Source organism: Streptomyces chlorus, assembly GCF_042655885.1.
In the GTDB taxonomy this organism is placed as follows: Bacteria; Actinomycetota; Actinomycetes; order Streptomycetales; family Streptomycetaceae; genus Streptomyces; species Streptomyces chlorus.
Genome location: NZ_JBHSOA010000101.1, coordinates 1 through 8,114, shown reverse-complemented (window position 1 = coordinate 8,114; position 8,114 = coordinate 1). Strand labels below are relative to the sequence as shown.

Genomic DNA, 8,114 nt, shown 5'->3' with positions numbered 1-8,114 from the left:
GCTGCGTCCGGTGGCGCCGGGGGTGGCCGGGGAGCTGTACATCGCCGGCAGTGGGGTGGCCCGCGGATACCGGAACCGGGCCGGGCTGACCGCCACCCGCTTCCTCGCCGACCCGTTCGGCGGTCCGGGGGCGCGGATGTACCGCACCGGGGACCTGGTGCGCTGGATGCGCGACGGGAACCTGGTCTACGTCGGGCGTGCGGACGACCAGGTCAAGCTGCGGGGTTTCCGGATCGAACTCGGTGAGGTCGAGGCGGTGCTGGCCCGGCATGCCGGGGTGGCGCAGGCGGTGGCGGTGGTGCGGGAGGACCGGCCGGGGGACCGGCGTCTGGTCGCCTATGTGGTGGGTGCCGGCGGGGTGTCCGGGCGGGAGGTGCTCGCGCATGCGCGGGAGTGGTTGCCGGAGTACATGGTGCCGGCCACCGTGGTGGTGCTGGACGGGTTGCCGTTGACGCCGAACGGGAAGGTGGACCGCCGGGCGTTGCCGGCCCCGGAGTGGGACGGCGGGCGTGAGGTGTCGCGGGGTCCGCGGGGGCCGCACGAGGAGATCGTGTGCGGGCTCTTCGCGGAGATCCTCGGGGTGGCCGAGGTCGGGGTCGAGGACGGGTTCTTCGAGCTGGGTGGGCATTCGCTGCTGGCGACCCGGCTGGTGTCGCGGCTGCGTGCGGTGCTGGGGGTCGAGGTGGCGGTGCGGGACGTGTTCGAGCATCCCACACCGGCCGAACTGGTGCGGGTCCTCGACGACCGGGCGGGGCTGGTGCGGCCGGCGCTGAGTGCGGCGGGCCGGCCCGAACAAGTGCCGGTGTCCTTCGCCCAGCAGCGGCTGTGGTTCCTGCATCAGCTGGAGGGGCCCAGTGCGACCTACAACATTCCGCTGCCGCTGCGGCTGTCGGGGCATCTCGATGTGTCCGCGCTGCGGGCGGCGCTGGGTGATGTGGTGGCCCGGCACGAGAGCCTGCGGACGGTGTTCGCGGACACCGATGCGGGCGCCTGCCAGGTCGTCCTGGACGCGGCCGATCCTGCCGCGGTGCCGGACCTGACGGTCGAGGACGTTTCGGAGGAGGAGTTGCCGGCCGCTCTCGCACGCGTCAGTGCCCACGCCTTCGACCTCAGCGGTGAGATCCCGATACGGGCCTGGCTGTTCCGCCTGGACGAGACCGAGTGGGTGCTGACCCTGGTCGTGCACCACGTGGCGGCGGACGGCTGGTCCCTGGCACCGCTGGCCCAAGACCTCACCCGCGCCTACGGCGCCCGCGTGGAAGGCCGCGCCCCGGCCTGGGACACCCTCCCGGTGCAGTACGCGGACTACGCCCTGTGGCAGCGGCGGGTCCTCGGCACCGCCGACGACCCCGACAGCCTCCTCGCCGGGCAGCTGGCCTACTGGCGCCGGCAGCTCGCCAGCCTGCCCGACGAACTCAGCCTCCCGGTGGACCGGCCCCGCCCCGCGACTGCCTCCCACCACGGCGCCCGGGTCTCCTTCGAGATCCCGGCCGACACCCACCAGAAACTGCGGGAGATGGCACGCGCCCGCGGATGCAGCATGTTCATGCTCACCCACGCCGCACTGGCCACCCTGCTCTCCCGCTTCGGCGCCGGCATCGACATCCCCATCGGATCCCCCATCGCCGGCCGCCTCGACGAAAACCTCACCGACCTCGTCGGCTTCTTCGTCAACACCCTCGTGCTGCGCACCGACCTGACCGGCAACCCCACCTTCACCGACCTGCTGGCCCGGGTCCGGGAGACGGACCTGGCCGCCTACCAGCACCAGGACGTCCCCTTCGAACAACTCGTCGAAGCCCTCAACCCCACCCGTTCCCTCTCCCGCCACCCCCTGATCCAGACCGTGCTCGCCTTCAACAACCCGAATGACCGGCCGGAAACGGTGGCCCTGCCCGGGTTGCTCGCGGAGCCCGAGCCGATGGACGCGTCGACGGCGCGGTTCGACCTGACCGTCTCGCTCACGGAAAGCTCCGCTTCACAGAGCGGCGAAACGTACATGACGGGTGCCCTGGAGTACAGCACCGACCTGTTCGATCGGGAGACGGCGGAGGAACTGGTCTCCGGCTTCCGGCTGCTGTTGAGCCAGGTGGCCGACAACCCGAACACCCCCCTGTCCGACCTGGACGTCGTCGGCCCCGCACGGCGACGCCAGATCGTCGTGGACTGGAACACACCGGCCGAGGAAACCGTCCCCACCGTCCTGCCCCCCCTGGTGGAGGCCCACGCCCGGACCACACCGGACGCGGTGGCCGTGACGGACGGAACCGAAGCACTCTCCTACGGCGACCTGAACGCACGCGCCAACCGCCTGGCCCGCGTACTGATCGAACACGGCGTGGGCCCGGACAGCTTCGTCGCCGTCGTCCTGCCACGCTCCACGGAACTGATCACGGCACTGCTCGCCGTGTGGAAGGCCGGCGGCGCCTACGTCCCGGTCGACCCGGACTACCCGGCCGAGCGCATCCAGTACACCCTCACCGATGCCGCGCCCACGCTGACCATCACCCGCTCCGAAGCGGCGGACGTCATCCCGGCCGGCACACCGGTCCTGCTGCTCGACGACCCCGCCACCACGGCCACGTGCGCGGCGGCGAGCTTCGCAGACGTCACGGACAGCGACCGCACCGGACCGCTGCTCCCCAGCCACCCCGCATACATGATCTACACCTCCGGCTCCACCGGAAAGCCCAAGGGCGTGGTCGTGGAACACCGCAACGTGACACGGCTGTTCGCCACCACCCAGCGCTGGTTCACCTTCGACCACCAGGACGTCTGGACCTTCTTCCACTCGTACGCCTTCGACTTCTCGGTCTGGGAGATCGGCGGGGCACTGCTCCACGGCGGACGGCTGGTCGTGGTCTCGCACGATCAGCGCACATCGCCCGCGGAGTTCCTCCGGCTCCTCGCGCGCGAACGCGTGACGGTCCTCAACCAGACACCCTCGGCCTTCTACCAGCTGATGCAGGCCGACGAGGAGAACCCGAAGACCGGTGACACCCTTGCGCTGCGTCGCGTGATCTTCGGTGGTGAGCCGCTCGACCTCGGTCGGCTCGACGGCTGGTACCGCCGGCACGCACCGGACTCCCCCGTGCTGGTCAACATGTACGGCATCACCGAGACCACCGTGCACGTCACCCACCAGGAACTCGACCCGGCGATGGCCTCCAAGGCGAGCGCCAGCGTGATCGGCGAGCGCATCCCGGACCTGCGGGTGTACGTCCTCGACAGCGGGCTCCGCCCGGTTCCCCCGGGCGTCGCGGGCGAGCTGTACGTCGCCGGTCCCGGGGTGTCCCGCGGATACTGGCGGCGCCCGGGCCTGACATCGGGCCGGTTCGTCGCCGACCCCTTCGTCGGGGGCGGCCGCATGTACCGCACCGGCGACGTCGTGCGCTGGAACCGGCAGGGCGGGCTGGAATTCGTCGGCCGCGCCGACGACCAGGTCAAGATCCGCGGCTACCGCATCGAACTCGGCGAGATCGAGACCGCGCTGGCCCGCCACCCCGCAGTGGCCCAGGCCGCCGTGACGGTGCGCGAGGACCGGCCCGGCGACCGGCGCCTGGTCGCCTACCTCGTACCGTCCACGGACAACAAAACCGTCCCGCCGCTGCGGGACTGGCTCGGTGACTTCCTGCCGGGCCACATGATCCCCGCGGCTCAGCTCACGATCGAGAGCCTGCCGCTGACCGCGAACGGCAAACTCGACCGCAAGGCACTGCCCGCGCCCGCCCCCGACCAGACGGTCACGGGCCGCCGCCCCCGCGGCCCCCGGGAAGAGGCACTCTGCGGGCTGTTCGCCGAGGTACTCGGCGTCGACGAGGTCGGCATCGACGACGGATTCTTCGAACTGGGTGGACACTCGCTGCTGGCGACCCGGCTGGTGAGCCGGATCCGTTCACTGCTCGGCGTGGAGGTGGCGATCCGGGACCTGTTCGAGTCGCCGACCGTCGCGGGACTGAGCTCCCTCCTCGACTCGATGGCAAGCGCGCGCACCGCGCTGCGCAAGGTCGAGCCACGCCCGCAGCACGTCCCGGTCTCGTTCGCCCAGCAGCGGCTGTGGTTCCTGCACCAGCTCGAGGGGCCCAGCCCCACCTACAACATCCCGCTCGGCGTGCGCCTGCACGGCGAACTCGACGTGGACGCGCTCCGGACCGCGTTCCGCGACGTCGTCGCCCGGCACGAGAGCCTGCGCACCCTCTTCGCCGACGGTGACGACGGCACCAGCCAGGTCGTGCTCGACGCCGACGAGGTCACCCCCGTGCTCGAGGTGGTGGACACCGGCGAGGACCAGGTGGCCCGCGAGGTCGCCCGCGTTGCACAGCACGGTTTCGACCTCGCCACCGAGATCCCGATCCGCGGCTGGCTGTTCCGTCTCGACCCCGAGGGCACCGACTGGGTCCTGCAGGTCATGCTGCACCACATCGCCGGAGACGGCTGGTCGCTCGGGCCGATCGCGCGCGATATGACCACCGCCTACGGCGCGCGCCTGGAGGGCCGCGCCCCCGAATGGCCGGAGCTGCCGGTCCAGTACGCGGACTACGCGCTGTGGCAGCGAGACGTTCTGGGCTCGGAGGACGACCCGGACAGCGTGGTATCCGGGCAACTCGCTTACTGGACGCGGAAGCTGGCCGACCTTCCCGAGGAACTCCCCTTGGCCTTCGACCGGCCCCGCCGCGCGGCCGCCTCCTACGAGGGCCGGCGGGTGCCGTTCACGATCTCCGAGGAGATCCGCGCCGAACTGGTCGAGCTGGCCAGGGAGCACGGGTGCAGCACCTTCATGGTGATGCACGCCGCCGTGGCGACACTGCTGTCGAGGCTGGGCGCCGGCACGGACATCCCCCTCGGTTCACCCATCGCGGGACGCACCGACGACGCGCTCAACGACCTCGTCGGCTTCTTCGTCAACACCCTCGTCCTGCGCACCGACCTGACCGGGAACCCGACGTTCCCGGAGCTGCTGCAGAGGGTCCGGGAAACCGACCTGTCCGCCTACGCCCACCAGGACCTTCCGTTCGAGCGACTGGTCGAGGTGCTCAATCCCACCCGGTCGCTGGCGCGCCATCCGCTGTTCCAGACACTGATCGCGTTCCAGAACACCGACCAGGGCATGGCCGAAGCCGCGATGGCCGACTTCCCCGGCGTCCGGGTCTCGCCCACCGAGATCGAGACGACGAGCTCCAAGTTCGACCTCGCGTTCTTCTTCGTCGAGGACGGGGGCGACAGTCCCGCACCGGGGTTCCAGTGCGTTCTGGAGTACAGCTCCGACGTGTTCGACCGGGCGTCGGCGGACGTATTCGTCGCGGGGCTGCTCCGGGTGCTGGAACAGATCGTCGCCCGTCCTGACGTACGCGTGGACGACGTGGAGATCCTGGACGCCGCCCAGCGGACCCGGATGCTGACGAGGTGGAACGAGACCGCCACCCCGGTGCCCGACGTCTCGCTGCCGGAGGCGTTCGCGGCATGCGCGCGGCGAACGCCGGACGCCGTGGCGGTGTCCTGCGGTGAGGAGCAGCTCTCGTACGCGCGTGTGCACGAGCTGTCCGACCGGCTCGCCCGCGACCTCGCCGAGCGTGGCGTGGGTGCCGAGTCACCGGTGATCGTGGCGATGGACCGTGGCGTGCACGTGCCGGTCGTGCTCCTGGCCGTCCTCAAAGCAGGCGGCGCCTACGTGCCGGTCCGCCCCTCCGATCCCGTCGAGCGGATCCGGCACGTGGCCGACGACGTGTCGGCCGTCCTGGCCGTCGTGGACAGCACGCACGCCGACGCCGCTCAGGCGTGGGGCGTTCCGGTCCTCGAACCGGCTCAGGCCCTGCGGCGCGAGGCGACCGGCGCCGCCGCCGGTGCCGCGGTGCCCGGCACCCGGCTGGCATACGTGATGTACACGTCGGGGTCGTCCGGCACCCCGAAGGGCGTCGCGGTCACACATCGGGATGTCCTGGCCCTGGCCCACGACCCGCGATGGGAGGCCGGGCAGGACCGGGTGCTCGCGCACTCACCGATGGCCTTCGACGCCTCGACCTACGAGATCTGGATCCCGCTGCTCAGCGGCGGACAGGTCGTGTTCGCGCCTCCCGGCGACGTGGACGTGGCGGTGCTGGCCCACGTGGTCGACCGGCATGCGGTGACCGGGTTGTGGCTGACCGCCGGTCTCTTCCGCGTGGTGGCGGAGGAACAGCCGACGGCACTGGCCGGCGTGCAGCGGGTGTGGACCGGCGGCGACGTGGTGTCGCCGGCAGCGGTGGAGCGGGTGCGGACCGCCTGCCCGGAACTCGTCGTGGTCAACGGTTACGGTCCCACGGAGACGACCACCTTCGCCCTCAGCCACGAGATCGCCACGGACCGGCCGCTGGGGGCGAGTGTGCCCATCGGACGGCCGCTGGCGAACATGGCCGCGTACGTCCTCGACGACCGGCTGCGACCGGTGCCACCCGGTGTGGGCGGCGAGCTGTACATCGCGGGCAGCGGGGTGGCCCGCGGCTACTTCCGGCGGCCGGGGCTGAGCGCCCAGCGGTTCGTCGCCGACCCGTTCGACGGCGCGGGCGCGCGCATGTACCGCACCGGGGACCTCGTGCGGTGGACCCACGACGGAGTGATCGAGTTCCTCGGCCGTGCCGACGACCAGATCAAGCTCCGCGGTTTCCGCATCGAACTCGGCGAGGTCGAGGCCGTGCTGGCGCGGCATCCCGCTGTGGCCCACGCCGCTGCCGTCGTCCGGGAGGACCGGCCGGGCGATCGCCGACTGGTGTCCTACGTCGTACCGGCACGGCACGTCGAGGGCGACGAGTCCGCTTCGGGCGAGGTCGTCGGCGACTGGCACTCCGTGTACGAGGACCTGTACCGGCCGGAGCTGGAGTCGCCGGAGTTCGGCCAGGACTTCCGTGGCTGGCACTCCAGTTACGACGGCGGCGCGATCCCGGTCGACCAGATGAAACAGTGGCGCAGGGCGACGGTCGACCGGATCCTCGAACTGGAGCCGCGCCGGGTGCTAGAGATCGGCGTCGGCAGCGGCCTGCTCCTGTCGCAGGTCGCGCCGGAGTGCGAAAGCTACTGGGGCACGGACTTCTCCGAACCGGCGATCGCCCGGCTGTCCGGCGAAGTGAAGCAGGTGGCCGAACTGTCCGAGCGGGTGACCCTGCGCGTACAGGCCGCCGACGACGTTTCCGGACTGCCCCGCGACTTCTTCGACACGATCGTCGTCAACTCCGTGGCGCAGTACTTCCCGAGCGAGGACTACCTGTCGACGGTCCTGGACAAGGCGCTGGACCTGCTGGCCCCCGGCGGCGCGATCCTCGTCGGCGACGTCCGGAACTACCGGCTGGGAGCGTCCTTCCACACCGCTGTGCAGGCGTCCCAGGCCGACAGGGACGTACCGGTGTCGGCGCTGCGCCCGGTGATCGACCGTGCGGTGGTGTTCGACAACGAACTCCAGCTGGATCCGGACTATTTCGCCGCATGGGCACGGCGCGACCCCCGGGTCTGCTTCGCGGACGTACGCGTGAAACGGGGCGCGTACCACAACGAGCTCAGCCGGTACCGCTACGACACCGTCCTGCACACGCGCACCGTGGAATCCGCGGGCGAAATGCGGATCCTGGACTGGAGCGAGGACGTCAAGGACCTGGAAACCGCGGGCACTCTGCTGAAGGAAGCCTCGGAAGAAGGAACCAGGCTACGGATCCGCGGGATCCCCGGCGACCGGATCGCTCCGGACCAGGGCGCGCTGCACGCCGTACAGCAGGCGAAGCCGGCCGACACGGTGGCCGATGTCCTCACCGCGGCAACCGCCCGCCGGCACGGGGTGGATGTGGAGGCTCTCGCCTCGCTGGGCGAGCAGTACGGGCTTGTGACCGCTTTGACCTGGTCGACGGGAAGCGACGAGGGGCACATCGACGTGCTCTGCCAACCCGCCGACCGGGGCAGGCATTTCCCGGACGCCTACGTGCCCGGCACCCTGCTCCCGGAAGCGCGGCACGCGAACGACCCGAGGAGCGCCCGCGACGTGAAGACGGCGCTGGCGAACCTTGACCCGTATCTGCGGGAGTGGTTGCCGGAGTACATGGTGCCGGCGGCGGTGGTGGTGCTGGAGGGGCTGCCGTTGACGCCGAACGGGAAGG

1 protein-coding gene is annotated in these 8,114 nt (G+C 71.1%); it reads left to right on the top strand.

What is annotated here, in order from left to right:
- Window positions 1-8,114 (top strand): amino acid adenylation domain-containing protein (locus tag ACFPZI_RS32835; RefSeq protein WP_381370826.1); only part of this gene is annotated, 8,114 nt, incomplete at both ends.